Annotated in this window: 25 protein-coding genes; 18 read left to right on the forward strand and 7 right to left on the reverse strand. The window is 32.6% G+C overall.

Annotated elements, in window-relative coordinates:
• Positions 1 to 4 precede the first annotated feature (4 nt).
• The 3 genes from IRZ99_RS02110 to IRZ99_RS02120 all read left to right on the forward strand — a co-directional run bounded on the left by IRZ99_RS02110 (position 5) and on the right by IRZ99_RS02120 (position 4,874).
• Positions 5 to 1,939 carry an OmpA family protein gene (locus IRZ99_RS02110; protein WP_194655689.1) on the forward strand — a complete coding sequence of 645 codons (1,935 nt, stop codon included), beginning with the start codon at positions 5 to 7 and terminating at the stop codon, positions 1,937 to 1,939.
• A 246-nt stretch (positions 1,940 to 2,185) separates the two neighbouring features.
• Complete coding sequence (gene ligA / locus IRZ99_RS02115; RefSeq protein WP_194655690.1) at positions 2,186 to 4,192, forward strand: NAD-dependent DNA ligase LigA; 2,007 nt, start codon at positions 2,186 to 2,188, stop codon at positions 4,190 to 4,192.
• Positions 4,179 to 4,874 (forward strand): lysoplasmalogenase family protein, encoded by a 696-nt coding sequence (locus IRZ99_RS02120; RefSeq protein ID WP_194655691.1) that lies wholly within the window; start codon positions 4,179 to 4,181, stop codon positions 4,872 to 4,874. Before ligA ends, IRZ99_RS02120 begins: the two co-directional genes overlap by 14 nt.
• On the opposite strand, the gene IRZ99_RS02125 is transcribed toward IRZ99_RS02120, so the two are convergent.
• Both IRZ99_RS02125 and IRZ99_RS02130 read right to left on the reverse strand, forming a co-directional pair.
• Positions 4,860 to 5,771 (reverse strand): bifunctional UDP-sugar hydrolase/5'-nucleotidase, encoded by a 912-nt coding sequence (locus IRZ99_RS02125; RefSeq protein WP_194655692.1) that lies wholly within the window; start codon positions 5,769 to 5,771, stop codon positions 4,860 to 4,862. The two genes, IRZ99_RS02120 and IRZ99_RS02125, sit on opposite strands and share 15 nt — an antisense overlap.
• A 53-nt stretch (positions 5,772 to 5,824) precedes the next feature.
• Complete coding sequence (locus IRZ99_RS02130) at positions 5,825 to 6,604, reverse strand: 5'-nucleotidase C-terminal domain-containing protein (RefSeq protein ID WP_194655693.1); 780 nt, start codon at positions 6,602 to 6,604, stop codon at positions 5,825 to 5,827.
• Between the two features lie 46 nt (positions 6,605 to 6,650).
• Here IRZ99_RS02130 and IRZ99_RS02135 point away from each other — a divergent pair, with 46 nt between their 5' ends.
• The 15 genes from IRZ99_RS02135 to IRZ99_RS02205 all read left to right on the forward strand — a co-directional run bounded on the left by IRZ99_RS02135 (position 6,651) and on the right by IRZ99_RS02205 (position 21,724).
• Complete coding sequence (locus IRZ99_RS02135; RefSeq protein WP_194655694.1) at positions 6,651 to 7,163, forward strand: hypothetical protein; 513 nt, start codon at positions 6,651 to 6,653, stop codon at positions 7,161 to 7,163.
• Positions 7,164 to 7,177: 14 nt separating this feature from the next.
• Positions 7,178 to 8,065 (forward strand): 4-hydroxy-tetrahydrodipicolinate synthase, encoded by an 888-nt coding sequence (gene dapA / locus IRZ99_RS02140; RefSeq protein WP_194655695.1) that lies wholly within the window; start codon positions 7,178 to 7,180, stop codon positions 8,063 to 8,065.
• A gap of 130 nt (positions 8,066 to 8,195) precedes the next feature.
• Positions 8,196 to 8,990 (forward strand): outer membrane protein assembly factor BamD, encoded by a 795-nt coding sequence (locus IRZ99_RS02145; protein WP_194655696.1) that lies wholly within the window; start codon positions 8,196 to 8,198, stop codon positions 8,988 to 8,990.
• Between the two features lie 8 nt (positions 8,991 to 8,998).
• The gene (locus IRZ99_RS02150) at positions 8,999 to 9,316 is read left to right on the forward strand and encodes a DNA-directed RNA polymerase subunit omega (RefSeq protein ID WP_007807938.1); all 318 of its coding nucleotides are present in this window, start codon (positions 8,999 to 9,001) and stop codon (positions 9,314 to 9,316) included.
• 10 nt (positions 9,317 to 9,326) lie between these two features.
• Positions 9,327 to 10,541 carry a bifunctional phosphopantothenoylcysteine decarboxylase/phosphopantothenate--cysteine ligase CoaBC gene (coaBC, locus tag IRZ99_RS02155; RefSeq protein WP_194655697.1) on the forward strand — a complete coding sequence of 405 codons (1,215 nt, stop codon included), beginning with the start codon at positions 9,327 to 9,329 and terminating at the stop codon, positions 10,539 to 10,541.
• Between the two features lie 68 nt (positions 10,542 to 10,609).
• On the forward strand, positions 10,610 to 11,494 hold the full coding sequence (locus IRZ99_RS02160) for a DUF4835 family protein (protein ID WP_194655698.1): 885 nt from the start codon (positions 10,610 to 10,612) through the stop codon (positions 11,492 to 11,494).
• Between the two features lie 53 nt (positions 11,495 to 11,547).
• Positions 11,548 to 13,200 carry a DNA repair protein RecN gene (recN, locus tag IRZ99_RS02165; RefSeq protein ID WP_194655699.1) on the forward strand — a complete coding sequence of 551 codons (1,653 nt, stop codon included), beginning with the start codon at positions 11,548 to 11,550 and terminating at the stop codon, positions 13,198 to 13,200.
• Positions 13,201 to 13,307: 107 nt separating this feature from the next.
• Positions 13,308 to 14,498, forward strand: a complete 1,191-nt coding sequence (gene fabV, locus IRZ99_RS02170) for an enoyl-ACP reductase FabV (protein ID WP_194655700.1) — start codon at positions 13,308 to 13,310, stop codon at positions 14,496 to 14,498.
• A 122-nt stretch (positions 14,499 to 14,620) separates the two neighbouring features.
• Positions 14,621 to 15,619 carry a glycosyltransferase family 2 protein gene (locus IRZ99_RS02175; RefSeq protein WP_194655701.1) on the forward strand — a complete coding sequence of 333 codons (999 nt, stop codon included), beginning with the start codon at positions 14,621 to 14,623 and terminating at the stop codon, positions 15,617 to 15,619.
• A 1-nt stretch (position 15,620) separates the two neighbouring features.
• The gene (gene coaE / locus IRZ99_RS02180) at positions 15,621 to 16,217 is read left to right on the forward strand and encodes a dephospho-CoA kinase (RefSeq protein ID WP_194655702.1); all 597 of its coding nucleotides are present in this window, start codon (positions 15,621 to 15,623) and stop codon (positions 16,215 to 16,217) included.
• Between the two features lie 59 nt (positions 16,218 to 16,276).
• Positions 16,277 to 17,863: a sensor histidine kinase KdpD gene (locus tag IRZ99_RS02185; protein WP_194655703.1), complete on the forward strand. Its 1,587-nt coding sequence runs from the start codon at positions 16,277 to 16,279 to the stop codon at positions 17,861 to 17,863.
• 3 nt (positions 17,864 to 17,866) lie between these two features.
• Positions 17,867 to 18,583: a response regulator transcription factor gene (locus IRZ99_RS02190; protein WP_099711827.1), complete on the forward strand. Its 717-nt coding sequence runs from the start codon at positions 17,867 to 17,869 to the stop codon at positions 18,581 to 18,583.
• Positions 18,584 to 19,106: 523 nt separating this feature from the next.
• On the forward strand, positions 19,107 to 20,498 hold the full coding sequence (locus IRZ99_RS02195) for an RtcB family protein (protein WP_194655704.1): 1,392 nt from the start codon (positions 19,107 to 19,109) through the stop codon (positions 20,496 to 20,498).
• Positions 20,499 to 20,511: 13 nt separating this feature from the next.
• On the forward strand, positions 20,512 to 21,201 hold the full coding sequence (gene prfH, locus IRZ99_RS02200; protein WP_194655705.1) for a peptide chain release factor H: 690 nt from the start codon (positions 20,512 to 20,514) through the stop codon (positions 21,199 to 21,201).
• The gene (locus IRZ99_RS02205) at positions 21,188 to 21,724 is read left to right on the forward strand and encodes a hypothetical protein (RefSeq protein WP_194655706.1); all 537 of its coding nucleotides are present in this window, start codon (positions 21,188 to 21,190) and stop codon (positions 21,722 to 21,724) included. The genes prfH and IRZ99_RS02205 overlap by 14 nt, the downstream gene beginning before the upstream one ends.
• 136 nt (positions 21,725 to 21,860) lie before the next feature.
• Here IRZ99_RS02205 and IRZ99_RS02210 read toward each other — a convergent pair whose 3' ends face one another.
• The 5 genes from IRZ99_RS02210 to IRZ99_RS02230 form a co-directional block, all read right to left on the reverse strand.
• Positions 21,861 to 22,607: an acyl-[acyl-carrier-protein] thioesterase gene (locus tag IRZ99_RS02210; RefSeq protein WP_194655707.1), complete on the reverse strand. Its 747-nt coding sequence runs from the start codon at positions 22,605 to 22,607 to the stop codon at positions 21,861 to 21,863.
• A 57-nt stretch (positions 22,608 to 22,664) separates the two neighbouring features.
• Positions 22,665 to 23,585 carry a tRNA (adenosine(37)-N6)-dimethylallyltransferase MiaA gene (gene miaA / locus IRZ99_RS02215; RefSeq protein WP_194655708.1) on the reverse strand — a complete coding sequence of 307 codons (921 nt, stop codon included), beginning with the start codon at positions 23,583 to 23,585 and terminating at the stop codon, positions 22,665 to 22,667.
• Positions 23,586 to 23,741: 156 nt separating this feature from the next.
• A complete protein-coding gene (locus IRZ99_RS02220) occupies positions 23,742 to 24,584 on the reverse strand; it encodes an ion transporter (RefSeq protein ID WP_194655709.1) in 843 nt (280 codons plus the stop codon).
• Positions 24,585 to 24,614: 30 nt separating this feature from the next.
• Positions 24,615 to 25,976, reverse strand: coding sequence for an exonuclease domain-containing protein (locus tag IRZ99_RS02225; protein ID WP_194655710.1), 1,362 nt, complete (start codon positions 25,974 to 25,976; stop codon positions 24,615 to 24,617).
• A 60-nt stretch (positions 25,977 to 26,036) separates the two neighbouring features.
• A complete protein-coding gene (locus IRZ99_RS02230; protein WP_194655711.1) occupies positions 26,037 to 26,696 on the reverse strand; it encodes a YggS family pyridoxal phosphate-dependent enzyme in 660 nt (219 codons plus the stop codon).
• Positions 26,697 to 26,704: the final 8 nt, after the last annotated feature.

Raw genomic sequence — 26,704 nt, forward strand, 5'->3', positions numbered from 1 at the left:
ACCTATGAAAAAATTATATATCCTAAGTTTAGTTTTGAGTTTTACGTTTAGTTTTGCTCAGACTAATTTAAAAAAGGCAGATGCACTGTTTAGAAACTACTCGTATGTGGATGCTTCAAAAGCTTACGAAGAAATTTTACAGAACATCAAGAATCCGACAGCACAAACATTAAAGAACGCCGCCGACTCGTATTATTTTATTTCGGATGCCAGAAATGCTTTAAAATGGTACAAAAAATTATACGAGGTGCAAGGCAATAATTTAACAGATATCTACTATCTGCGTTATATTCAGTCCTTGAAAGGAGTTATGGATTATGATGAAGCAGATAAAATGACAAAAGAGTATCTTTCTAAAAAAGGAGATCAGAATGAGATAAACAGATACGTTGCTCAAAAAAAGCAGATGGATAGTTTATCAAAAGCGAAATCTCTTTACACAATTAAAAATCTGGATATTAATACAAGTAAATCTGATTTTGGCGCTACTTTTTTTCAGGATCGGGTTGTATTTACTTCAGCCAGAGATACAACGAAGTTTAGCGAAAAATTGTATACCTGGAACAATCAGCCTTTTTTAAATTTGTATACTGCTGAAAGAAATCCTGCAGATGGAAGTTTGTTTAATGAAACAGTATTCCTTCCAAATGTAATGACCAAGTATCATGAAGCAACCGCCTCTTTTGATGCAACCGGAAAAACAATTTATTATTCGACGAACATTGTCAAAAAGAATAAATTGGTTATAGATGAAACCAAAACGAATAATTTTCAAATTATTAAAGGCGAAATTGTAAATAATAAATTAGAGAATCCTCAAAAAGTTTTCTTTGATAGCGATGATTATTCTGTTGGACATCCTTCTTTAAGTGAAGACGGACAATGGCTTTTCTTTGCATCAGATATGCCGGGAGGTATAGGGGAAACCGATTTGTATTACGTGAAAATTGCTGCCGACGGAACAATGAGTTCACCTGTTAACCTTGGATCAAAGATTAACACAATTGGTAATGATCTTTTTCCCTATTTCCGCAACGGAAAACTATATTTTTCTTCTGATGGGCATTACGGTTATGGCGATTTGGATGTTTACGAAAGTTCACTTTTAGCCGACGGTAGCTTTTCAACCCCTGTAAACTTAGGCCCTCCAATTAATAGTAACAAAGATGATTTTGCTTTCATAATTGACAGTCAGGAGAATTATGGCTATGTTTCTTCAAACAGGGCAGAAGGAAAGGGAGATGATGATATCTATTCTTTTACCAAAGGAAAACCTGTTTGCAACCAAAGTATCTCTGGTATGGCAATAGACCGCAAAACAAAATTACCACTTGTTGATGTTTCTATTATGGCTTATAATTCTTACAGTGATGTTCTTGCAGAAACCAAAACAAATTATGAAGGGAAGTATGCTATTGAAGTTCCATGTGGAAAATTAGTTAAGATGATCGCCGCAAAACCAAATTACAGCAGCGATGAGAAAACAGTAGAAACTACCAACGAAAACGGAGGGGAGATTAAGGACGTTAATTTCGAATTGAGCAACTATGATGATTTAGTTGTTAAGAAAAAAGGAGTTGAAAAAGTAGATGTTAACCCAATTTACTTTGATTATGATAAATATGACATCACGCCACTCGCTATTGAAGAGTTAACAAAAGTGGTTTTTATAATGAAAAAATTTCCAAACATCAGAATCAAGATTGAATCACATACTGATTCGCGCGGAAAAGATGCATATAACATGAAACTCTCTGATAACAGGGCTAAGTCGACAAGAGACTATATTGTTTCACAGGATATTGATCCGTCCAGAATTGAAAGCGCAATTGGCTATGGGGAAAGCCGATTGATTAATAAATGTAAAAATGGAGTAAAATGCACAGAAGAGGAACATTTGTTAAATAGACGTTCAGACTTTATCATTATCCAAAAATAGTTTTATATTTGCGCTCTAATTATTTGATAATCAGTGTTAAGATATGAAACGAAGAAACCATTTGGAAGTTGGTTTTGTTTAATTCTTTTTTAAGAATAGTGGACAAGAAGAAAATCAGGCTGCAATATTTTGTTGCCTGATTTTTGATTTTTTAAAACTTTTGTTTTTTGATGTTTTTCAACGAAAATAATTCTAATTTTGATATTCAGTTATTCAACATTACAATCCGCATCATTTTAATATTTTATGAGTATTCAAGAAACAATTCAGGCTTTACGAGAAGAACTTAATCAGCACAACTACAATTATTATGTGCTAGATAATGCCACAATTTCAGATTATGATTTTGATATTAAATTAAAGCAGCTTCAGGATCTGGAAGAAAAAAATCCTGAATTTTTTGATGAGCATTCGCCTACGCAACGTGTAGGTGGAGCAGTTACCAAGAATTTTAAAACTATTGCCCATCAATATCGTATGTATTCTTTGGATAATTCCTATTCAAAAGAAGATTTATTAGACTGGGAAAACCGAATTCAGAGAGTTTTAGGGAATGTTAAATTAGAGTACACCTGCGAATTAAAGTATGATGGTGCTTCTATTAGTATTACATATGAAAACGGAAAGTTAACTCAGGCATTAACCAGAGGAGATGGTTTTCAGGGAGATGAGGTTACAAATAACATTAAAACAATAAAATCGATTCCGTTACAACTAAAAGGAAATTATCCTGATAAATTCGATATCCGTGGTGAAATTATTTTGCCTTTAAAAGGTTTCGAAAAAATGAATCAGGAATTAATTGAAATTGGAGAAACGCCTTATTCAAATCCTAGAAATACAGCTTCAGGAAGTTTAAAATTACAAGACAGTGCTGAGGTTGCAAAACGCCCATTAGAATGTTTATTATATTCTGTAACGAGCAGTAACTTGCCATTTTCTTCTCAAATTGAAGGATTGGAATCTGCAAGAAAATGGGGATTTAAGGTTCCAAACGAAGCCAAGCTTGTTAATAATATGCAGGAAGTTTTTGACTTCATAGATTATTGGGATATTCATCGCCATAAATTGCCGTATGAAACTGATGGAGTGGTTATTAAAGTAAACAGCATTCAGCATCAGCAAGAACTAGGATATACTGCAAAATCACCACGTTGGGCTATTGCCTATAAATTTAAATCAGAACAGGTTTCGACTAAATTAAAATCAATTTCGTATCAGGTAGGACGTACGGGAGCAATTACTCCGGTTGCAAATTTAGAACCAGTACAATTGGCGGGAACGATAGTAAAAAGAGCTTCCTTGCACAATGCAGATCAAATTGAGAAATTAGATATAAGAATAAATGATACTGTTTTTGTTGAAAAAGGAGGAGAGATTATACCAAAAATTATTGCTGTTGATTTAGAACAGCGTCCTGAAAATTCAGTAAAAACAGAATATATAACCCATTGCCCAGAATGCCAGACAGAACTGATTCGTTCAGAAGGTGAAGCAAATCATTATTGTCCGAATTTCTACGGATGCCCTCCTCAGATTATTGGCCGAATTCAACATTATATTTCAAGAAAAGCAATGGATATTGAAGGGCTTGGTGGTGAGACGGTTGCATTATTATTCAATAACGGATTGGTTCATAATTATGCTGATTTATATGAGTTAAAGGTTGAAGATATCTTACCTTTAGAAAGGATGGCGCAAAAATCAGCTGAGAACCTGGTAAATGGAGTTGAGAAATCAAAAGAGATTCCTTTCGAAAGTGTTTTGTTTGCACTGGGAATTCGTTTTGTTGGTGAAACAGTTGCTAAAAAACTAGCGAAACATTATAAAAATATTGATGCACTAAGCAAAGCTTCCTTAATGGAACTAATTTTAGTTGATGAAATTGGAGAACGAATTGCAAAAAGTGTAATTGAGTTTTTTGAAAATGAAGAAAATCAAAAAATAATTGAACGCCTAAAAAGTTATGGAGTTCAGTTTGAAATAGTAGAAAAAATCAATCCCAATGCTACAGAAAAATTCATCGGAAAAACTTTTGTTGTTTCAGGAGTTTTTGCTCAGTTTTCGAGAGATGAATTAAAGAAAACAATCGAAGATAATGGAGGGAAAGTTGGAAGCTCCATTTCTGCAAAAACTGATTTTGTAGTCGCAGGAGATAATATGGGACCTGCTAAATTAGAAAAAGCGAATAAATTAAATATTCCGATATTATCTGAGGAAGATTTTATAACTAAACTGAATGAAAGCGAATAAACCGTCGTTGATTTTATATTTTCTGGCGTTGCTGCTGACGATCATTTTTGATTGGACAGGGCAGGATTTTCTGGCAATCTATGCAAAAGCAGTAGTGTTGCCAGCAATATTCTTTTACTTTTTTATAAGCAATGAGTCTAAAGTAGGAAAAACAGAAGCCGTTATATTTTTATTTTGCTTTGTAGGTCAGGTGTTTGATTTAATGGATGTTGAGGTCTCTGAAATTGGCGGAGTTTTAAGCTTTTTGGTAGTTTATCTACTTCTCTTAAAAATTTTCATAGCAGAGCGCGAGAAAGTCAAGTTAAGTAAGAAGGATATTTTACCTGTATCAATAGTGGTAATCTTTATAGTTTATTTGCTCGTTTCGGTTTTAAGTCTACAGTCAGATAATATGAAAAAGTATAACGCACTCTATACTTTTTATGGTATTGTTCTTAGTGTTATGAGTTATTTTTGTTTTGTACGTTATATTACAAAAGGGACACACATTGCCTTAATAATGTCCTTAATGGCAGTTTGCTATATATTTTCAGATATATTTTATATTTTCAATGAATACTTTTCGCACTCTGTTGTTCTGGTTTTGATTCGTGATGTAACACAAATTTTAGCCTACTATTTTATGGCCGAATATTTTCTCGAAAGAGCAAAAGGGCAAAGAAAAGTATTATACAATGATTGATTTTCCCTGATTGGTGTGAGCTTTATTTTTGTCAAAATAAAAATCGATACGGCCTAAGTTTATTCCATAACAACCAACCTGATTAACCAATACATTTTCGCCGGCTTTATTTTTTACAATAGTTGGTTTGTCCAAAAACGTATGCGTATGCCCACCAATAATTAAATCAATATCTTGTGTTAATTCAGCCAATTTCAAATCACAAATTTTAGTTTGGTCATCTCGATAATTGTAACCTAAGTGAGAAAGACAAACTACAAGATCGCATTTTTCTTCCTTTTTTAATAATTGTGTCATGTCCTGTGCAATTTCAACCGGATTATTATACACGGTTTCCTTGTACATTTTTTTATCAACCAAACCATCAAGTTCAATTCCTAATCCAAAAACACCAACTTTAATTCCGTTTTTATTGAAGATTTTGTAAGGTTTTACAAGGCCATTCATTACGGTATTTTTAAAATCATAATTTGAATTGATAAATTCAAAAGTTGCATGAGGCATTTGTGCATGCAAGCCATCAAGACCATTGTCAAAATCATGATTTCCTATAGTAGATGCATCGTATTTCATCATACTCATCAGCTTAAATTCAAGTTCACCACCGTAATAATTAAAATAGGGAGTTCCCTGAAAAATATCGCCTGCATCTAACAAAAGTACATTTGGATTCTCCTTACGGATAGTTTCAATAAGAGCCGCTCTTCGAGATACACCGCCTTTATTTGCATTACGAGGATCATCAGCCGGAAAAGGATCTATATGGCTGTGAACATCATTGGTATGTAAAATGGTTAAGTGTTTAATATCGTTAGTTTCAAAACTGCTTAATGATAAGCCTAAACTTAGTAGGGCAGTACTTGCGGCAGTTTTCTCGATAAATTCTCTTCTTTTCATTGTATATTTTTTTTGCGTAGGCGCAGTAATTTTAATTTTTATCTCGTAATGTCTTATTCGACTGTAATCCGAACATCGGTTTTAACCGGAATTGTATCAACTTCTTTAAAATAATCAATTAAGACATTTCTGATTTTGTAGTTCAGGTCAAATTTATCAGTAGCTTTTAAGAAGAAACTCATGTTATCACCGCCATTGGCCAGATAATCATTTGTAACCACATAATAGGTTTTACTAACATCAATAGGTTTTCCCTGAATCAGAATGTTTTTAGCTGTATTTTCTTTTGAAATCGTAAAAGTCATTCCGGCTAGAGGTTGAGGTTTTTTCTCCTTAATGATATAACTGGCAATTTCAAGAATTTGATTTCCGCTTAAAGCAACTACAATCAAACTGTTTTCAAAAGGCATAATTTCATAAGCTGTTCTCGTCGTTACATTTCCTTTTGGTAATATAGCACGGATTCCTCCATGATTCAATAAACATAAATCGATGTCTTTCTTCTCACGCGCCTTAAAAACTAAATTCCCCCTTTGCAAACAAACATCGGCCATTAAACTTCCAATGGTAGTTTGCCATTTTCCGGTGCTTTTATCCAAAGTTTCTGGACAATAAGCCAAAATACTGTCTAAATCCTTATTAATATGATCGCGATATGGTTTGATGAAGTTTTCAATTTCAGGAGTTTCATTTGCTTTTTCTGTTACCGGAAGCTGTTTTCCTTCTATCTTCGTTAGATTATAATTTTTCTGACTGCAGGAAAATATAAAAAAAAGTGTTAAGAATATAACAAAAAGTTTTAAAAATCCGTTATACTTTTTTAGTTTTACCATCTTAAATGCGACTTAAATAATTAATTTTGTAATTGGTAAAAATACTATGTTTTTAAATTATATAAAGGAATTTTTTGTAAAAAAATCATTAAAAAATAACCTGCATATTGTAAAAAACGAAGTGTTTTCTAGTAATGTGCAAACGATTGGTTTATTGGTAGATGAAAGTGAATTTCGTCATTCAAAGGAATTAGTAAAAGAGCTGGTTCTACAGGGCATTGCTTCTGAAAACATAAAAATTGTTGCATATAGAGGTAAATTAAAAAAGAAAAAAGCATATTCAAGACCTACTTTTGGTAAAAAACACATCAATTGGCGGGGAGAGTTTACTGAAGAATTTCTAAGTGAATTTACTGATACAGAATTTGACCTTTTGATTAGTTACTATGAAATCGAAAAGCCGATTTTAATGATGACAACAAGTAAATCAAAAGCGAAGTTTAAGGTGGGATTCTCTTCGGTTGATCAAACATTAAATAGATGGATGATTGATACCGAAATGGAAAATTATAAACTATTCGTTTCCGAATTGTTTAAGTATTTAAAAAGTATAAAATAAATTATAAATAGAATATGCAATCATTAATAGGAACTGGTGTTGCGCTTGTAACGCCATTTAAAAAAGACTTTTCAGTTGATATCGAAGCTTTGCAGCGCATTGTTAATTTTTCGATTGATGGAGGAGTTGAATATCTTGTTGTTATGGGAACAACAGCTGAAAACGCGACCTTGACACAAGCCGAAAAAGAATTAGTTATAAAAACAGTAATTGACACTAACAAAGGAAGATTGCCTTTGGTTCTTGGTGTTGGTGGTAATAATACAATGCAGATTGTTGAGGAATTAAAGACCGGAGATTTTTCTGCTTTTGAAGCCATTCTGTCTGTTTCTCCTTATTATAATAAGCCAACGCAGGAGGGAATTTACCAGCATTTTAAAGCTATTGCTGAAGCTTCGCCAATTCCGGTAATTTTATACAATGTTCCGGGAAGAACATCTAGTAATATGTTACCTGCAACGGTAATTCGTCTGGCAAATGATTTTAGTAATGTTGTAGCAATAAAAGAAGCAGCAGGTGATATGGCTCAGGCTTTGCAATTGCTAAAAAATGCACCAAAAGATTTTCTTGTGATTTCTGGTGATGATATGATTGCTTTACCAATTGTTTTAGCTGGTGGAGCTGGGGTAATTTCGGTTATTGGACAGGGATTTCCGAAAGAATTTTCAGAAATGATTCGTTTGGGCCTAAATAAAAAGGTAAATGAAGCTTTCAAAACACAATACTTTTTATCAGATTGTATTGATATGATTTTTGAGCAGGGAAACCCTGCCGGAATCAAACAAGTGTTTCAGGCCCTTGGTATTGCTGATAATACAGTGCGTTTGCCTTTGGTAGCTGTGGATGATTCATTGGCAGAAAGATTAAATAAATTTGTTAAAAGCAGTATTAAATTAGAGTAAGATTGCCGGTATTTTATTATACCAAAAAATATTTTGTAGTAGCTAAATTAATAACTAAATTTGCCACCGGAACTTCGGTGTGATTTTGCTTTGGCATAATTGTCTAAGAAATCATAATAAAAGTAAGAAAATGAAAAAAATAGTATCTCTATTAATTGTTGTTGTCCTTTTTTGTTCTTGTAGTGATTACCAAAAAGCTTTGAAAAATGAAGATGTTGCGGCAAAATTTGAAATGGCAACAAAAATGTATGACGCCGGAAAGTACAATAAAGCAATTCGTCTTTTTGAACAATTGGCACCATCATATAGAGGTAAGCCTCAGGCTGAAAAGCTTTTTTATATGTTTTCTCAATCATATTATAAAACAAAACAGTATTATTTAGCTGGTTATCAGTTTGAAAGTTTTGTTTCAGGTTATCCTCGTAGTGAAAAAGTACAGGAAGCTGCATTTTTAGGAGCTTACAGTTATTCAAAATTAGCGCCAGTTTATAGTTTAGATCAGACTGATACGGTAAAAGCTTTAGAGAAATTACAAGCGTTTATTGATAATTATCCAAATTCAGAATACATTGCTCAGGCTAACGAGGCAGTGAAAATTTTGAATGGTAAATTGGAGAAAAAAGCATACGAAAATGCTAAAGGATATAATACTATTTCAGATTACAAATCTGCATTAATAGCTTTTGATAATTTTATTGCTGATTTTCCAGGAACACCTTTAAAAGAAGATGCGTTGTTCTATAAATACGATTCGGCATATAAATTGGCAATAAATAGTATTCCGTCAAAAATGGAAGAACGTTTAAATGTTGCTAAAGTTGCTTATAATAACTTATTGAAGTTCAAAAGTGACACAAAATATAAAAAAGAGGCAGACGAAATGTATGCCAGAGTTGAAACAGATTTACAAAAATTTACTAAATAAATAAAGTCATGGATTTAAAAAAGACGAATGCTCCTGTAAATACAATAACATATAATAAAACTGTTATTGAAGAGCCAACAGGAAATGTGTATGAAGCAATTACCATTATGGCTAAAAGAGCAAATCAAATTAATTCTGAAATCAAAAAAGAATTAACTGAGAAATTAGAAGAGTTTGCTACTTATAATGACAGTCTTGAAGAAGTTTTTGAAAATAAAGAACAAATCGAAGTTTCTAAATTTTACGAAAAATTACCAAAACCACACGCTTTAGCTGTTCAGGAATGGTTAGACGGTAAAACTTACCACAGAGGTTCAAACAAATAATATAGTATAAATGTCAGTTTTAAACGGGAAGAAAATTTTACTGGGAGTTTCTGGTGGAATTGCAGCCTATAAAACAGCCTCATTAGTACGACTCTTTATAAAAGCAGGTGCGCATGTCCAAGTGATAATGACACCTGCTTCTAAGGATTTTGTAACTCCACTTACGTTATCTACATTATCAAAAAATCCTGTACACTCTACTTTTTTTAATCAGGATGATGAAGATGCAGTTTGGAATAATCATGTTGAATTAGGTCTTTGGGCAGATTTAATGTTAATTGCTCCGGCAACTGCTAATACCTTATCTAAGATGGCTACAGGAAACTGTGACAATCTTCTTATAGCAACTTATTTATCGGCTAAATGTCCTGTCTATTTTGCTCCGGCAATGGATTTAGATATGTACAAGCATCCTTCAACTTTATCTAGTTTCGCTGCCTTAAAACAGTTTGGAAACGTAATGATTCCAGCCGAAAGTGGTGAGCTTGCCAGCGGTTTGTCAGGTGAAGGAAGAATGGCTGAACCGGAAAATATTATTGCTTTTCTTGAAGCTGATTTAGAAAGTAAATTACCGCTTAAAGGAAAAAAAATACTTATTACTGCTGGACCAACATACGAAGCGATAGATCCTGTGCGTTTTATTGGAAACCATTCCTCTGGAAAAATGGGTTTTGATATAGCTAATGAAGCGGCAAAATTAGGTGCACAAGTAATTTTAGTTGCGGGTCCAACCCATTTTAAAGCAAAAAATAATTTAGTTGAAGTTGTAAATGTGGTTTCTGCCCAGGAAATGTACGACGCATGTCATTCTTGTTATAATCAGGTTGATGTTGCTATTGCAGCGGCAGCGGTTGCTGATTACAGACCTAAAGTTGTTGCTTCTCAGAAAATTAAAAAAGCGGCAGACGGATTCTCAATTGAGCTTGAAAAGACAAAAGATATTCTAGCATCGTTGGGAGCAATTAAAAAAGAGCAGTTTCTAATTGGATTTGCTTTGGAAACTGAAAATGAAATTGAAAATGCTAAGCTGAAAATTCAGAAAAAAAACTTAGATTTGATTGTTCTTAATTCATTACAGGATGAAGGGGCAGGTTTTAAAAAAGAAACCAATAAAGTTACTTTTATTGATAAGGATTTTAAAATTGAGCCAATGGAATTAAAATCAAAAGAATCAGTTGCAGTTGATATTTTAAATAAGGTGATTTCGCATTTTGCAAAATCATAATTGTTTTTAAGGTTTCAGAATAAATATCAGTATTTTTATATTTACGCCAAGTCAAATAGTATTTTTCTATGAAAAAAATAGTTACTCTTTTAGTATTTTTAATTTTTGGCTTTACAGAAGCGCAACAGCTAAATTGTACCGTAACTATTAATACTGAAAGGCTGCCAAATCCTAATCAACAGGTTTTTAAAACACTTCAGACATCTTTATCTGAATTTGTTAATAAAACAGATTGGACAGGATCGGTGCTAAAACAAAATGAACGAATCAATTGTTCAATGTATATCACCTTGTCATCAAATAATTCTGACCAGTTTTCCGGAACCATTCAGGTACAATCATCCAGATTAATTTTTAATTCAACTTATTCTTCACCTATATTCAATTTTAACGATAAAGATTTTAGTTTTCGTTACACGGAATACGAGCCATTGTTGTTCAATCCTACCACTTTTGAATCAAATTTAGTATCTGTAGTTTCTTTTTACAGCTATTTAATTTTAGGTATGGATGCAGATTCGTTTCAAATGGGAGCTGGAAATCAATATCTTGAAACGGCTCAAAACATTGCAAATGTTGCGCAGCAAGGAGGTTATAAAGGTTGGAGCCAGGCTGATGGAATTCAAAATCGTTATTATCTAATAACAGATATGATTTCGCCTATGTATAGTGATTTGCGTCAGGTTACTTTTTTGTATCATAGTGGTTTAGATAAAATGAGTGACGATTTAAAAGGTGCTAAAGAAAGAATTAAGTCTTCAATACTACTTATCGGAAAATTTAACTCGGTTAAACCAAATGCCTTTTTAACACGGGTGTTTTTTGATGCAAAATCAGATGAGATTGTTTCTATCTTTTCAGGAGGTCCAAGTATCACAGTGAGTGATTTGTCTGATGTCCTGAATAAAGTATCGCCTCTGAATTCTACCAAATGGTCGCAAATTAAATATTAATTGATTTTCGATTTTACTATTTCATAAACTTCTTTAATTTACATTTTTATCCTATGATTACTTCGCTGTCAATTAAAAACTATGCTCTGATTGAAAAATTATCAATAGATTTTTCAAAAGGCTTTTCTATAATTACAGGTGAAACCGGTGCCGGAAAATCTATTATTTTGGGTGCTTTAGGATTGGTTTTAGGAAAAAGAGCTGATTTAACTTCTTTAAAAAATAAAGAAGAGAAATGCATTATAGAGGCACAATTTGAAATTTCTAAATACAACTTAAAAGAGTTTTTTGAAGCAAATGATCTTGATTATGAAGACGACACTATTATAAGACGTGAAATTTTACCTTCAGGAAAATCTCGTGCTTTTATTAATGATAGTCCGGTAAACCTTCAGGAGTTGCAAGATTTAAGTTTGTTTTTGATTGATATTCACTCGCAACAGCAAACTCAGGAATTATCGGATGAAACGGTTCAATTTAAGATAATCGATGCTATTGCACATAATTTCGATGTGATTACATCCTACCAAAAGTTATTGAAAGGGTATAAATCAGATAAATCAAAATTGAACGCTTTGTTGAAAAAGCAAAGTGATTCAGGAAAAGAGGAGGAATACAATACTTTTTTATTGAACGAATTGATTGCTGCTAAATTAAAATCTGGCGAGCAAGAAGAACTTGAAGCTGAGTTTGAGAAACTAAATAATGTTGAAGTTATAAAAGAAGCAATAGACAAGTCTTTGGTTATTGCAAATGAAGAGCAGTTTGGAGTTTTTCATAACTTAAATGAAATAAAAGCATCACTTCAAAAAATTGCTCCATTTTCTGTAGAATATCAAAATTTATTTGAAAGAGTAACGAGTGTTGCAATCGAATTTGATGATGTTTCAAGAGAGTTGCAAAACGTTTCTGAAAAATTATTAAATGATCCTGAAAAACTAGAATTTACAAATCAGAAATTGCAATTGATTTATAATTTACAGAAGAAGCATCAGGTAATTTCTGTTGACGAATTGCTTCAAATTCAGACGAATTTAGAAAATGCTGTTATTGAATTAGGAAATATAGAAGAAGAGATCGCTTTGTTGACTAATTCAATAGCGCAAAAAGTGGAAGAATTAGATGCTTTTTCAGCTTTAATTCACCAAAATAGAGCGAATGCAATTCCGGTTTTGTCGAATAAATTAATTTCAATTTTAGAAACTTTGGGAATGCCAAATGTTCGTTTCAATATTGCGCTTTTGCCATCAGAAACGTATTTCCAAAACGGAAAAGATGAATTGCAGTTTTTATTCTCAGCAAATAAAGGAACTGATTTTGGATTACTGAAAAAAGTAGCTTCTGGAGGGGAGATGTCACGTATTATGTTGGCTGTGAAAGCAATTTTGGCACAATATTCAAAATTACCAACTTTAATTTTTGACGAAATTGACACAGGAGTTTCCGGAGAAATTGCTATAAGAATGGGTGAAATAATGAAAGAGATGAGTAAGAATATGCAAATTTTTGCCATTACACATCTACCTCAGATTGCAGCAAAAGGTGATTCACACTTCAAGGTATTCAAGTCAACCGTTGATGATGATACCCAATCAGAATTAAAGCTTCTGTCTCAGGACGAAAGAGTTATCGAAATTGCTCAGATGTTATCGGGAGCCGTTGTCTCAGATTCGGCTTTAAATCATGCCAAAGCCTTGTTGAACTAAAGAAATACTTTATATTTGTCATCTTAAAACTAATTCACTAAACGTAAATAAGCTAATCATTTACCTCACTTTAATGAGTAGCAAATGAACGAATAAACAATAAAAATATGATTATAGAACCTAGAATGAGAGGATTTATTTGCTTGACTGCCCACCCAAAGGGAGCTGAGCAAAATGTTAAAAATCAAATCGAATATATTAAATCAAAAGGAGCAATCGCGGGTGCAAAAAAAGTATTGGTAATTGGTGCATCTACTGGTTTTGGTTTAGCTTCAAGAATTACAAGTGCTTTTGGATCTGATGCTGCTACAATTGGAGTATTTTTTGAAAAACCACCAGTTGAAGGTAAAACGGCTTCTCCGGGATGGTATAATTCTGCAGCATTTGAAGCAGAAGCTCATAAAGCAGGTCTCTATGCAAAAAGTATCAATGGAGATGCATTCTCAAACGAAATAAAAAGACAAACTTTAGATTTAATCAAAGCTGATTTAGGTCAGGTAGATTTAGTTATTTACAGTTTGGCTTCACCAGTGCGTACGAACCCTAATACAGGAGTACTACATCGCTCCACTTTAAAGCCAATCGGACAAATTTTTACAAATAAGACCGTAGATTTTCACACAGGAAATGTAACTGAAGTTTCTATAGCTCCTGCAAATGAAGAAGATATTGAAAATACTGTAGCTGTAATGGGTGGTGAAGACTGGGCTATGTGGATGGATGCGTTAAAAGATGAAAATTTATTGGCTGAAGGTGCTACAACAGTTGCTTATTCTTATATCGGGCCGTCATTAACTGAAGCAGTTTACCGTAAAGGTACAATCGGACGTGCGAAAGACCATTTAGAGGCTACTGCTTTCTCTATTACTGATAGTTTGAAATCTATTGGAGGACAGGCTTATGTTTCTGTAAACAAAGCTTTGGTAACTCAGGCTAGTTCTGCAATTCCTGTAATTCCGTTATATATTTCTCTTTTGTATAAAATTATGAAAGAAGAAGGAATTCATGAAGGTTGTATTGAGCAAATTCAACGTTTGTTCCAGGACAGATTGTACACTGGATCACCAGTTCCTGTTGATGACAAAGGCAGAATCAGAATTGATGATTGGGAAATGCGTGATGATGTTCAGGCTAAAGTGGCTAAACTTTGGGAAGAAGCTACAACAGAAACATTGCCGGCTATTGGAGACTTAGCGGGTTATAGAAATGATTTCTTAAACTTATTTGGATTTGAATTTGCTGGAGTTGATTATAAAGCTGAAGCAAATGAAGTTGTAAATATTGAAAGTATAAAATAATAGCTTCTTATTATAAATGAAAACCATCAACCTAAAGTTGGTGGTTTTTTTATGAATATAACATATCTTTGTTAAAATTTTGAAATTAAAAAAATTGCCACTTTAATACCGCACATCCCATTATGATTTTTTCTTTAATTATACCCGTGTATAATCGTCCAGATGAAGTTGATGAGCTTTTAGAAAGTCTCTCAAAATCTGATTATAATGAACCTTTTGAAATTGTTCTTGTTGAAGATGGTTCGTCGATTCCATGTAAAGATGTTGTAATGACCTATCAGGGAAAATTGAATATATCTTATTATTTTAAAGAGAATTCAGGCCCTGGAGATTCGAGAAATTTTGGAATGCAAAAGGCGAGAGGAGATTATTTTATCATCTTTGATTCAGATTGTATTATTCCGCCTAATTATTTAACAGAGGTGCGTAAAGCGTTAAATGATGAATATGTAGATTGTTTTGGTGGACCTGATAAAGCATTAGATAGTTTTTCGGATATACAGAAAGCGATCAATTTTGCAATGACTTCATTTTTGACAACTGGCGGAATACGTGGTGGTTCAGAAAAAATTAATAAGTTTCAACCAAGAAGTTTCAATATGGGAATTTCTAAAAAGGCTTTTGAAGTATCAAAAGGATTTGGTAATATTCACCCGGGCGAAGATCCCGATTTGTCAATTCGTTTATGGAATTTAGGTTTTGAGACAAGATTGTTTTCTGAAGCATATGTTTATCATAAACGTAGAATTGATTGGGAGAAATTCTCTATTCAGGTGCATAAATTTGGAATCGCAAGACCAATATTAAATAGTTGGTATCCAGAACATAATAAGATTACTTTTTTCTTTCCGACCGTTTTTATACTAGGGTTATTATTAGCTTTTTTACTATTAATATTTAATATTGATATTTTATTACAATTATATTTCGTATATTTCGTTATAATTTTTCTTACAGCAAGTATTCAAAATAAAAGTATTAAAATAGGATACTTGTCGGTAATTGCAGTTTGGAAACAATTCTATGGCTACGGAACAGGGTTTTTAAAATCATTTATAAAAATCATTCTTCTAAAGAAAAAACCACAAGAAGCTTTTCCTCGTATGTTTTTTAAAATATAATATGACAAAGGTTATCGGTTTAACAGGAGGGATTGGTAGTGGAAAAACAACCATTGCCAATTATTTTGCAGAAATGGGAGTTCCTGTTTATATAGCTGATGATGGGGCAAGAGCAGTAATGCAATTGGATCATGTTATAAAAAAAGTAAAAAATGTATTTGGAGAAAGTGTTTTTGAAAATGACATTTTAAACAGAGCTAAACTTGCTGAAATTGTATTTAATGATAAAGAAAAGTTAGCTAAATTAAATGCAATAGTGCATCCGGCTGTAAAAAAAGATTTTGAGGTATGGTTATTGCGATATAAAAATTACGAGTACATAATTTATGAAGCCGCTATATTATTTGAAAGTGGGAGATATAAAGAATGTGATTATATTATAACAGTAACCGCACCAGAAAAAATTAGAATTGAAAGAGTCTTAAAACGCGATAATATCACCCCAGCGCAAGTTTTAAGCAGAATGCAAATGCAATGGAAGGATGAAGATCGAATTTCCAGAAGCAATTTTGTTATTAATAACGTAAATCTTAAAATTGCTAAGGAAGAAGTTGTTAAAATTCTTAAAATTTTAGATATTAAACAAAATCAGTCTTAAATGTTAATATTTGGTTAATGTATTATTTAGTATATTGTTAAAATATTAATTTTGTTTCGATGAATAAATTATTTTTTAGAATACTTGTTTTGCTTATGAGTTTGTCTCTTATTGGGATAATTCTGGTTCAGGTATTTTGGTTCAACTCTTCGTTCAAAAATAATGACGAACAATTTAAATACCACGTTACCCAGGTAATTGGTAATGTTGCTGATAAACTAGAGCAGCAGGAAGAATATAGTTTTTATGACAAATATAATCGTATAAAAGACAGTACTGGTAAAATCCCTAAGAAAGAAGATTTACTGGAAGTTCTTTATGTGCAAAGAAATACCAAAACAAATAAAACAATTGTTTATTCCAGTACGTTAACCTCTGAAGATTATGATATAAGTGGTTCACTTTTTAATAAAAAATTCAGTAGTGAAAGGTTTAAAAACTTTAGTTCAAAGCGTGTAACAGAGGTTTATAATAACAACAATGGTATCGATAATAATCCTTTGGGACAAAGTATTATACCGGATTTAAAAATCGAAAAATCAGGAAGCTTAGATATTTTAAATAAAGTACAGCAACAAATTCAATATAAAGATATTGCTTCATTAACGCCAATTGAAGGAAGAATAACAAAAGAAAAGCTTAATAAATTACTAAAAAAAGAACTTGAAGAATATGGTGTAAAAACTAAATTTGAATTCGGTGTTCTTAATAGTGGTTTGCCAACTAAAGTAAAATCGGATGGGTTTCATTTTGATAAAGATGCAAGTTATCATATTCCGATATATACTGATAATGAAGGAAATAGTAAGTATGAATTATATATAACGTTTCCTTATAAAAAGAAATTTTTATTATCAGAGTTATTAAGTATTACAATATTATCCATTGTATTTACGCTTATTATAATAATTGCTTATACAAGTGCATTAAATCAATTGTTGCGTCAAAAACATATCTCTGAAATTAAAACAGATTTTATAAATAATATGACGCATGAGTTTAAGACTCCAATTGCAACTATAAATTTGGCACTGGATGCAATTAGAAACCCTAAAATTATTGAAGATAAAGAGAAGGTATTCCGTTATCTGCAAATGATCAGGGATGAAAATAAAAGAATGCATGCTCAGGTTGAAAACGTTCTGCGTATTTCTAAATTAGAAAAAAGAGAATTAGATATTACAAAAGAACCAACTGCAATTCATGATATTATTGATGATGCAATTGAACATGTAAATTTAATCTTAGAAGATAGACACGGTACAGTTGTAAAGCATCTAAATGCTTCAAGAACTACTTGCTTAGTAAATGAAGTACATTTTACCAACGTTTTGGTAAATATTTTAGAAAATGCTATAAAATATTCTCCGGATGTTCCAGAAATTGAAATTTTTACAGAAAATATCAAAGATATGATTTTGATAAAAGTTAAAGATAATGGTCTCGGGATGAGTAAGATAGCTCAGAAAAGGGTTTTTGAGAAATTTTACAGAGAACATACTGGAGATTTGCATAATGTAAAAGGACATGGTTTAGGTCTGGCTTATGTAAAGCGAATAGTAGAGGATCACAATGGTCAAGTATATGTTGAAAGCGAAAAAGGAAAAGGTAGCACCTTTATAATAAAAATACCATTAATAAATTAAAATATGGAAAATAATAACAAAAGAATACTTTTAGTAGAAGATGACCTTAATTTTGGGGCAGTTCTTAAAGATTATCTAATGTTAAATGACTTTGAAGTTACTTTAGCTAAAAACGGTATGGAAGGTTTCGAAAAATTCAAGAAAGATGTATATGATTTATGCATTCTTGATGTAATGATGCCTTATAAAGATGGTTATACTTTAGCCAAAGAAATTAGAGAAAAGAATAGCGAAGTGCCTATTATCTTCTTAACTGCAAAATCTATGAAAGAGGATGTATTAAAAGGATATAAAGCAGGGGCTGACGATTATTTGAATAAACCTTTTGATTCAGAAGTTTTATTGATGAAAATCAAAGCTATTATTCAGAGAAAATCTGCTGATACAAAAGCAGAACAGGTTCAGTTTGAGTTTAATATTGGTAAATTCCACTTAAATTCTAAACTTAGATTTTTGACTTTCGAAAACGAAGAGCCAATAAAACTATCTCCAAAAGAGAATGAATTACTTAAAATGTTAATTCTTCACGAAAATGATTTAATGCCAAGAGAATTAGCATTGACAAAAATTTGGAGAGATGACAACTACTTTACTTCAAGAAGTATGGATGTTTACATTGCTAAACTTAGAAAATATCTAAAAGCTGACGAAGATGTTGAGATTCTTAACATTCACGGAGAAGGTTTCAGATTAGTTGTTAAAAGCAAAGTAACTGAATAACAAAATTCACCAAACAAAAAAAATAGTAAAGCTCTGAGAAATCAGGGCTTTTTTTTATGCCTTTATTTTTATAATTTAAATTACTCATTGTTAGTTGAATAGGCTCATTTTTGTTCATGAGTTTTGTTAATGAAAATATTTTTACATGAATTTTCTTAAAATAAATTTGGAAAATCAAAAAACAATTATGAATATTTGCAGACGAAAAAAATAATAACCCTAATAAAACGAAGAGAAATGTTTGTACTTACATCAACATCACAAAGCTTCACACCAAACGGATTTGGTGCAGCGCTTCTTCGTGGCTTATTTCAATCTTAGAAATTCATTTTTAGATATATAAAAAGCCCGAAGACATTTAGTTTCGGGCTTTTTTTATTCTAGACACTTCAAATTTTCCCGAATAATATTTTCATTATTTATCCGAAAGGATAAAAGAAGGTACGCTTATGTTTTGTTCGAACTTTTCAGTTTTGACTAGCATCGGTTTGCAAAAAAAAACAATAAGAATAATTAAAAATTTATGGGAAATAAATTATCCGGAAAAGACCTGATTAAATTGGGCTTTCCGAAAAACAATTCGATAAACATCGCCTTAGGGCAAATTAACAGATACAGAAAAAGAGAAAAAAAAGAATCCATTCTAACAGAGGCCAAAGAGGTTTTGCTTCGTCCCGAAAAGTTCGAAGGTCACGGAACCTGGGGGAAAGTCGCCGAAGGTTTGATAAATCCGGTTCAGGTCAGAATGCACCAGCTGAAAACAACTCGTGCTCCCTTTACCATTTTTGGTGAAAATGAAATTGATCAACAAGCTAAATTTCAGTTGTATGATTCTTTAAAATTACCAATTTCAGTGGCAGGAGCTTTAATGCCAGATGCACATTCAGGTTATGGATTGCCAATTGGCGGAGTTTTGGCTACGGACAATGCTGTAATTCCGTATGGCGTTGGAGTAGACATCGGGTGTCGAATGAGTCTTTCGATTTTTGATTTGCCAGCCTCGTATTTCAAGGGAAAAGAACATCAATTAGAAGCAATTTTAAAAGACAATACCAAGTTTGGAATGAATGAAGTTCATGCTTCAAGAGTAGATCATGAAGTGTTTTACAAAAGTGAATTTCAGGATATTCCGTTGTTAAAGAATCTTTTACCAAAAGCGTACAAACAATTAGGAAGTTCCGGCGGAGGAAACCATTTTGTAGAATTTGGAATTGCAAAAATTGATAATCCTGAAAATGAATGGAAGTTAGGTGTAGGAGAATATTTTGCTGTTCTGTCGCATAGCGGATCACGAGGTTTGGGTGCAAATATTGCGAAACATTATACCTATTTGGCAACAAAACAATGTCCCTTACCAAAAAATGTGCAGCATTTGGCATGGCTTGATTTGAACACACATGACGGTCAGGAATATTGGTTAGCAATGAATTTGGCTGGAGAATATGCAAAAGCCTGTCACGATGATATTCACAGGAGAATAGCCAAAGCGATTGGTAAAAGAGTAGTTGTAACGATTGAAAATCATCACAATTTTGCATGGAAAGAAATCGTCAATGGTCAGGAATGCATTGTACACAGAAAAGGAGCAACCCCTGCTGCAGAAGGTCAATTGGGGATTATTCCAGGTTCGATGACCGCTCCAGGTTACATTGTGAAAGGAAAAGGTAATGCTGAAAGTTTAAATTCGGCTTCGCATGGAGCAGGTCGTTTGTTTTCGAGAGCGAAATGTAAAAGCACTTTTACGCAAAGCGAAATCAAAAAGGTTTTGATAGCCAATGATGTAACCTTGATTGGAGGAAATATTGATGAAGCTCCCATGGCTTATAAAGACATTACAAAAGTGATGGGAAATCAAACAGATTTGGTTGAAGTTTTAGGAACTTTTACTCCAAAGATTGTTAGAATGGACCGATAAAAAGAGATTTAAAGTGGAAAAAATAATTCAGATAACAGCAGGTCGCGGACCTGCAGAATGCACTTGGGTTGTTGCCCAAGTACTTAAAAAAGTTCTAGAAGAATCACAGGAATGGCAGTTAGAAACTGTTTTATTGCAAAGAGAAGCGGGGCAGGAAAATGGGACTATTGAAACTGCTTCGCTTGCTGTAAAAGGAAAAAATGCAAGTCAATTTGTAAATTCCTGGATAGGGACGATTCAATGGATTGGACAAAGTCAGTTTAGAAAAATGCACAAACGCAAAAACTGGTTTATTGGAATTTTTGAAATTGAGCCACAGAAAGGTGTATTAGTTTCGGAAAATGATATTCAATACCAGGCAATGCGAAGTTCTGGCGCAGGCGGACAACATGTAAATAAAGTCAGTTCAGCAATAAGAGCAACTCATATTCCAACAGGGATCGCTGTAGTTTCGATGGACAGCCGATCACAGCACCAAAACAAAAAACTGGCAACAGAAAGATTATTAAAAAAATTAGAAGACGAAACTTTGCAACAACTTAAGAATCATGTTGGAAAACAATGGGAGAACCAACTTAATATTGAGCGAGGAAATCCTGTTAGAGTTTTTACCGGAAGCGATTTCAAAAAGAATAAAGAGCAGAAAAGTTACAAGGGAACTCGTCAGAAATTAAAACAAGATTTTAGAAATGAAAACAATTGATAAATACCTTTTTCAGGCCCTGGATAATTATCCGTATTGGCTTGAAGGAACGATTGAATCTTTAGATTATGCTTTTTCTTATAATGATAAAAACACAATGGTTTTGTGTTTATACGGAAGAATTCAGGCGGAGCAATTATGGAATTATGAAGAAGCAAAAAACTATTTTCAGGAAGCCTTAGCTATTAATATTCATGCCCTTGAAGTATATCCGCATTATTTGCAAACTTTAATTTTGAATGAAGATTATGAAGAAGCGCAAAAGCTGATTGATTTTGCTTTGACAATAAAAGGAATCAATAAATCTGATATTTTTGTTAAGAAAGCTATTCTTTATGAAGCACAACATCAATTTAAACACGCACTTGAGGAAATCAAAAATGCTAAACTTTGCAATTTGCAATTTGCTTTTGATTCTGATATTACTGAAGTAGAGAAAAGAATCAAAGGTAAAATGGAGTTGATGAAAAAGAAAAAGAAGCCTAATAAATCAAAAAAGGATTCAAAAAAGAAATCAAAATAATTTTAGTAGAAAAAAACGATGCCAGTCAAATTTGAATGGCATCGTTTTTTCTTTTTTCAACAGAAATTTTAATAACTCTCGAGAGTTAAAAATCAGTGACAATCTGTTTGATCCGTTTAATCAGTGGGCTATATAATTATTTCCAATGCAATTCTAAAGCAAAACACGTTTTTTCGTTTTTGGTTATACTGAATGTTGCAGTAGTAGTATCATCATCTTCACTTTCATGAATTACGACATTATCTTTTAATGAAAGCTCCTTCATGAAATTCATTTCGAAACTTTTAACTTCTTGTTTCATAATTCTTTTTGGATCAACGTGATCAAGACACCATTCTAAATATTTCACATTGTTAACGTGATTTACAATGTCTAAATCAGATAGATAAACTGTTTTTTCGAAAACTGCTTCTTTTTCATGATTGATATTGATTTTAGAAAAACCTTCAGAAGTAGCTCTGTTCTCAGGGAATAATTCAAAATGTTCATAGGGCAAAGCCAAAGCTTCAGGACGTCGTAATTGGGTGTTAAAAACGGCCCAGTATGTTTCGCAGCCAACAATTTTATTTCCGTTTACATACATTTCTAATGCACGTACAGAACGTGAGTTTTCCAGACTATTAATCCATGTTTTCACAGTTATAACATCCTGCCATTTTGGTAATTCTGAAATCTCAACTCTCATTCGGCTTAAAACCCAAGCCTGATGAAATTCCTGCATATCAAAGAAACTGATTCCTCCAACTTCAGAATGTGCAGCTGCGGTTAATTGTAAAATATTACACAAATCAGTGTATTTTAAATAACCGTTTGGCGTGCATTGTGTAAAATTGACTTCCCAGTCTTTGCTTAAAACTGATGTGAAATTGGGAGATATTGGCATTGTTTATTTTAGATTTTTATTTAGAATATAGAAAATAGAATAAAGAAAATAGATTTCTTACTTAACAAGATTTTCTATGTGCTTTATAATTTCATTTCTGTCTTTTGCATAATCAAACCATTTTGTATTTTCATTTCGTTTGAACCATGTTAGTTGTCTTTTAGAAAATCGTCTGGTATTTTTCTTGATTTCTTCGATGGCAAATGGCAATGAAAATTCTCCGTCAAAATAACTAAATAATTCTCTATAACCGACCGTTTGCAGCGCATTTAACGCTTTATTAGGATACAAAGCTTTTGCTTCTTCTAATAGGCCTTCATTCATCATAATATCAACGCGCTGGTTGATACGATCATAAATTACTTTTCTGTCTGCTTCTAAGCCAATTAAAATAGGGGTGAAATTTCGATTGTTTTTCTTTTGATTTAAAAAAGAAGAATATGGTTTTTGAGTTCCGATGCAAACTTCCACAAAACGCATCATCCTTTGTGGATTTTGAAGTGTTTGTGGATTTTCTAAAGTTATTTTTTGAAAATAGTCTGGATCTAAATTCTGTAATTGTTCTTGTAAGTAATTAATTCCAAGTTTTTCATAGTTTGAGTTCACTTCAGAACGAACTTCTGGATTAATTTCGGGGAATTCATCAAAACCTTTTAAAATAGCATCTACATATAATCCTGAACCACCAATTAAAATGGCAAAATCATCCTTCTGAAATAATTCTCCTAATTTTAAAAGTGCTTCTTTTTCGTAATCACCAACGGTGTAATTTTCGAAAATGGACTTGTTTTGAATGAAATGATGCTTAGCCGAATTTAACTCTTCCTGATTTGGAACTGCTGTTCCGATCGTCATTTCTTTAAAAAATTGTCGGCTGTCGCAGGATATTATTTCGCAATTGAAATGTTGTGCCAAAGCAATGCTTAAGGCTGTTTTGCCTATAGCTGTTGGTCCGACAATGGTAATTAAATATTTCATAGTTCTTTTAGCCCAGATGGGAGTGGAAACCCCGGACTTATATTTGTTAGTTTTTTTTGGGATAAAAGAGCGACCAGCGGAAGCTCCTTTTATGCCTTAAAAAAACAACAAAGATAAGGAGGAGTTGTAATGTACAGCTGGAAATAGCTCCTTAAATTAAATATTTGGTAATTCTGTTCCGCATTCGTAGCAATACTTTGCATTATCAAAATGGACTTGTGAATTACAATTTTTGCAAGTTTTCTTTCCGCTTACAGTATTGCTATTTTTCAGACTGTTTTTCGCGAACTCAGCAGTTACAATTCCAGTTGGGACTGCTATAATTCCATAACCCAAAATCATAACGAATGAGGCAACGAATTGGCCTAAAGGAGTTATAGGTGAAATATCTCCATAACCAACAGTTGTTAAGGTAACTATAGTCCAATAAATGCTAACTGGTATACTTGTAAAGCCACTTTCTTTACCTTCAATCATATACATAACAGAACCAATAATTACGGTACTGATCAATACGAAATAGATAAAAACAAGAATTTTTTCTTTACTTGCTTCAATTGCCTCTCGTAATTGTACAGACTGATGTGAAATTTGAGGAATGTGCAATATTTTGAATAATCGGAAAAAGCGTAAGGCTCTAATGACGGATAAAATACTTGCTCCTGGGAAAAATATGGAAAGATACATGGGTAATACAGCAAGTAAATCGATAATACCATAAAAACTAAAAATATATTTTACAGGTTTTTGAATAGAGATAATACGTAAAATATACTCGATTGTAAAAAATACGGTAATAATCCATTCACAGATAATAAGTTGAGAATGGTATTTTTGATTGATTCCCTGAACGGTTTCCATCATGACCAAAAGTACACTCAGTAAAATTAATCCGAGTAAAACTAAATCGAAAAGTCTTCCTAAAACGGTATCTGTTCCGTAAAGAACTACTTTTATTTTTTCTCTAAAGCTTTCGTATTGGGATTTCATTTTTGTCATATTGACTAAGGTAATGAAAATTAGGGTATTTTAAAAATGAAGAATTTTGAGTGACTTGCTTTTGCGCATGTAATTCTGAATTATATTTTTTACATCGCGATTGTTTTGCATCGGAATTAGAATGTTTTTTAGGATTTCGATGTTGGTAATTTGATAATTCAAATCGTAAAAGGCGTAACCTTTATAAACCCCATTTTCAATTAACACAGCGCTTCGTTCGTTTACATTTCGGCCTCTGTCTATAAGAATCATGCTTTTGTTTTCAAAACTGTGCTCGGTGATGAATTGTTGAACTCTTAGGTTATACGTTTCAGGTGATACTTCGCCAATACAGGCACCGTCACATTCTTTTATTTTATATTGAAAACACTCTTTCTTAGTTTGATATAAACCCGTTAATTTCTGGCACAAATGATAGTTAGTGGTGAATTTAAAAAGCATGTTTTTACCTTCCTGTAAAGAAGCAAATGAGGTGATTTCTTTTTTGCGACCATCAGCTTTTTGAAGTTTTAAATTCAAATAACCATTTGAATCTTTTTCTGCATATAAAGCAAATGGAAAAACGGTTTTTTTCTGTGAGCGATTGTGTCTTGGTCGATTAATTTTTACTTCTTCGCTTTCTTTTAAAAGTGCAATTAATTCGCTTCCGGTTTCGTCATAAGTTATGGTGAAAACTTCCGCTTGTATTTTTTTACTTTTTGTAGTGATTCCGGTGAAATGTTGGTTTACCCTTTTTCTGATATTTTGACTTTTTCCTATATAAATTAAGTTTCCGCCTTCGTTATGAATGTAATAAACACCAGTTTTAGTTGGCATTTGCCCGACCAGATCTAATAATTTTGGTGCAATACCTTTTTCAACTTCCAGTTTTATGAAGTCTTTTACAATTGTTTTTTCAAGGTCTTTTTCTAAAAGCATCTTAAACAATTTTGTCGTTGCCATGGCGTCGCCACTGGCACGATGACGATCTGCCATTGGAATTCCAAGTGCGCGAACCAATTTTCCTAAACTGTAAGAAGGCTGTTCCGGAATTAATTTTTTAGCCAATTCTACTGTACAAAGTGTCCTGGCTTCGAAATCATATCCTAAACGTCTGAATTCAGTACGTAAAATTCGGTAATCAAAAGAAGCGTTGTGTGCTACTATAATGCAATCTGATGTGATTTCGATGATTCGTTTTGCAACTTCAAAGAATTTAGGAGCAGAACGCAACATAGCATTATTTATTCCGGTTAATTTCACCACAAAAGGCTGAATCGGAATTTCAGGATTAACAAGACTAATGAATTGGTCAACTACCTCATGGCCGTCAAATTTATAAATGGCGATTTCGGTAATTCCTTCTTCATTAAACTGGCCTCCAGTGGTTTCTATGTCTAGTATTGCGTACAAATCAAGTATTCAGTGTTCAGTTTTTAGTAATCAGTTTAAAATTTACAATCTAAAATCAGATTATCTTCCTCCAAAGATACTACTTCCAATTCTAACCATTGTGCTTCCGCAATCAATGGCAAGCTGAAAGTCTCCTGACATTCCCATTGAAATTGTATTTAATTGTAAATTTTCATTTTCGATGGTTTGAATGGAATCAAAAATTGATTTCAAATGTGTAAATTCTTTTTTAATTTGGTTTTGGTCATCTGTAAAAGTTGCCATTCCCATTAACCCTAAGATACGAATGTTTTTCATCTCTTTGAATTCTGAAGATGATAATAGTTCATTTAGTTCGTTTTCGTCCAAACCAAATTTAGATTCTTCTTCGGCAATATATATTTGAAGCAGACAATCGATTATGCGATTGTTTTTTAAAGCTTGTTTGTTTATTTCCTGCAATAGTTTCAAACTATCAACTCCATGAATCAAACTCACAAATGGGGCCATAAATTTGACTTTATTCGACTGAACGTGACCAATCATATGCCATTGAATGTCTTTTGGCATTTCTTCCCATTTATCCGTCATTTCCTGGATTTTGTTTTCTCCAAAAATACGTTGGCCTGCTTCGTAGGCTTGCATTAAGTCAGAAACAGGTTTGGTTTTAGAAACTGCAACTAAGGTTACATGTTCTGGTAAACTTGCTTTAATACTATTTAAATTCGATTGAATTGACATGGTATTTC

It is taken from the genome of Flavobacterium sp. LC2016-12 (assembly GCF_015351595.1).
GTDB lineage: Bacteria > Bacteroidota > Bacteroidia > Flavobacteriales > Flavobacteriaceae > Flavobacterium.

What these genes read in the sequence shown, in the direction of transcription:
- IRZ99_RS02110 (WP_194655689.1), top strand. Translation starts at nt 5, where the DNA reads ATGAAAAAATTATATATCCTAAGTTTAGTTTTGAGTTTTACGTTTAGT.
- ligA (WP_194655690.1), top strand. Translation starts at nt 2,186, where the DNA reads ATGAGTATTCAAGAAACAATTCAGGCTTTACGAGAAGAACTTAATCAG.
- IRZ99_RS02120 (WP_194655691.1), top strand. Translation starts at nt 4,179, where the DNA reads ATGAAAGCGAATAAACCGTCGTTGATTTTATATTTTCTGGCGTTGCTG.
- IRZ99_RS02125 (WP_194655692.1), bottom strand. Translation starts at nt 5,771, where the DNA reads ATGAAAAGAAGAGAATTTATCGAGAAAACTGCCGCAAGTACTGCCCTA.
- IRZ99_RS02130 (WP_194655693.1), bottom strand. Translation starts at nt 6,604, where the DNA reads ATGGTAAAACTAAAAAAGTATAACGGATTTTTAAAACTTTTTGTTATA.
- IRZ99_RS02135 (WP_194655694.1), top strand. Translation starts at nt 6,651, where the DNA reads ATGTTTTTAAATTATATAAAGGAATTTTTTGTAAAAAAATCATTAAAA.
- dapA (WP_194655695.1), top strand. Translation starts at nt 7,178, where the DNA reads ATGCAATCATTAATAGGAACTGGTGTTGCGCTTGTAACGCCATTTAAA.
- IRZ99_RS02145 (WP_194655696.1), top strand. Translation starts at nt 8,196, where the DNA reads ATGAAAAAAATAGTATCTCTATTAATTGTTGTTGTCCTTTTTTGTTCT.
- IRZ99_RS02150 (WP_007807938.1), top strand. Translation starts at nt 8,999, where the DNA reads ATGGATTTAAAAAAGACGAATGCTCCTGTAAATACAATAACATATAAT.
- coaBC (WP_194655697.1), top strand. Translation starts at nt 9,327, where the DNA reads ATGTCAGTTTTAAACGGGAAGAAAATTTTACTGGGAGTTTCTGGTGGA.
- IRZ99_RS02160 (WP_194655698.1), top strand. Translation starts at nt 10,610, where the DNA reads ATGAAAAAAATAGTTACTCTTTTAGTATTTTTAATTTTTGGCTTTACA.
- recN (WP_194655699.1), top strand. Translation starts at nt 11,548, where the DNA reads ATGATTACTTCGCTGTCAATTAAAAACTATGCTCTGATTGAAAAATTA.
- fabV (WP_194655700.1), top strand. Translation starts at nt 13,308, where the DNA reads ATGATTATAGAACCTAGAATGAGAGGATTTATTTGCTTGACTGCCCAC.
- IRZ99_RS02175 (WP_194655701.1), top strand. Translation starts at nt 14,621, where the DNA reads ATGATTTTTTCTTTAATTATACCCGTGTATAATCGTCCAGATGAAGTT.
- coaE (WP_194655702.1), top strand. Translation starts at nt 15,621, where the DNA reads ATGACAAAGGTTATCGGTTTAACAGGAGGGATTGGTAGTGGAAAAACA.
- IRZ99_RS02185 (WP_194655703.1), top strand. Translation starts at nt 16,277, where the DNA reads ATGAATAAATTATTTTTTAGAATACTTGTTTTGCTTATGAGTTTGTCT.
- IRZ99_RS02190 (WP_099711827.1), top strand. Translation starts at nt 17,867, where the DNA reads ATGGAAAATAATAACAAAAGAATACTTTTAGTAGAAGATGACCTTAAT.
- IRZ99_RS02195 (WP_194655704.1), top strand. Translation starts at nt 19,107, where the DNA reads ATGGGAAATAAATTATCCGGAAAAGACCTGATTAAATTGGGCTTTCCG.
- IRZ99_RS02205 (WP_194655706.1), top strand. Translation starts at nt 21,188, where the DNA reads ATGAAAACAATTGATAAATACCTTTTTCAGGCCCTGGATAATTATCCG.
- IRZ99_RS02210 (WP_194655707.1), bottom strand. Translation starts at nt 22,607, where the DNA reads ATGCCAATATCTCCCAATTTCACATCAGTTTTAAGCAAAGACTGGGAA.
- miaA (WP_194655708.1), bottom strand. Translation starts at nt 23,585, where the DNA reads ATGAAATATTTAATTACCATTGTCGGACCAACAGCTATAGGCAAAACA.
- IRZ99_RS02220 (WP_194655709.1), bottom strand. Translation starts at nt 24,584, where the DNA reads ATGACAAAAATGAAATCCCAATACGAAAGCTTTAGAGAAAAAATAAAA.
- IRZ99_RS02230 (WP_194655711.1), bottom strand. Translation starts at nt 26,696, where the DNA reads ATGTCAATTCAATCGAATTTAAATAGTATTAAAGCAAGTTTACCAGAA.